Consider the following 997-nt stretch of genomic DNA (forward strand, 5'->3'; position numbering starts at 1 on the left):
GGCATGCTGACTCTTAATGCAGTAAGTCAAGCTGCCTGAACCTCCTCCCGGGGGCTGTACTCCCTCTCGTAGAGTCGGCCGTCGCGCAGCATCGCCCACAGGATGGAGACCCGCTTTCGAGCCACGGCAATGACGGCTTTCTTGTGGCGACCCCTGTCGTGGGCATAGCCCATGTGCTTCCGGTGGTACATCTCCCTCTCCCACGTTCCTGCCGTCAGGCAGGCTGCCTGGGATGACATAAAGAAGGCGCGCTGGAGGGGACGGCTGTACTGCGTTGGCCGAAGGCGATTGCCAGTGTTTGAGCCGGAGTCCCTGGAGACGGGTGCCATTCCTGCCGCGACAGCGAGTCGCCCAGCTGTCGGGAATCTTGAGATGTCGCCAATCGCCACGAGGAGTTCAGCAGCGAGGAGCTCACCAAATCCCGGCATGGAGAGCACGATGGGTGCCTGAGGATGTTGGGAGAGAAGCTCTTTGATAGAGCGTTCCAGTTCCTTCAGGCGGGCGTTCATGCCGGCGATTCTGTGTGCGAGTTCTGCCACGAGTTCTGCCGCCAGCTCCTCTCCATTGGTCGACGACTCTTGGGTTCTGGCGGCCGTGACGGCCTTCCCTGCGATGTCTGCCGCCTTCCTCACTCCACGCTTCGCGAGCCAGGCTGTCAGCCTGTTCTCGCCCATACGCCGGATCGCGGCCGGCGTCTGATACCCACACAGCAGAACCAGCGCGCCCTCCGAGCGAGCGAACTCAAATGATCGTTCCAGCTCCGGGAAGATGCTGGTCAGCAAGGATCGCATCCTGTTGATGGTCCTGGTGCGTTCAGCCGACAGGCCGTTCCGGTGGGTCAGAATCAGCCCAAGCTCTTTGGTGAGCCGGGGAGGAGCTGGAACCGGGACTGTCTGCCGCCTGAGGCAGCGTGCGAATTCGGCGATGATGTAGGAATCCTTGAGGTCGCTCTTCCCCTGGCCACCGAAGCTCTTCTTGAACGCCGCGAACTTTGATC

General features: G+C 61.6%; 1 protein-coding gene. It reads right to left on the minus strand.

Annotated features, from left to right (window positions below):
• Positions 1-26: 26 nt before the first annotated feature.
• The coding region (locus tag ABD357_RS32950; protein ID WP_344394727.1) for an IS110 family RNA-guided transposase at positions 27-997 on the minus strand (971 nt) is incomplete at its 5' end.

Origin of the sequence: Streptomyces vastus (assembly GCF_039532825.1) — a bacterium.
Taxonomy (GTDB): Bacteria; Actinomycetota; Actinomycetes; order Streptomycetales; family Streptomycetaceae; genus Streptomyces; species Streptomyces vastus.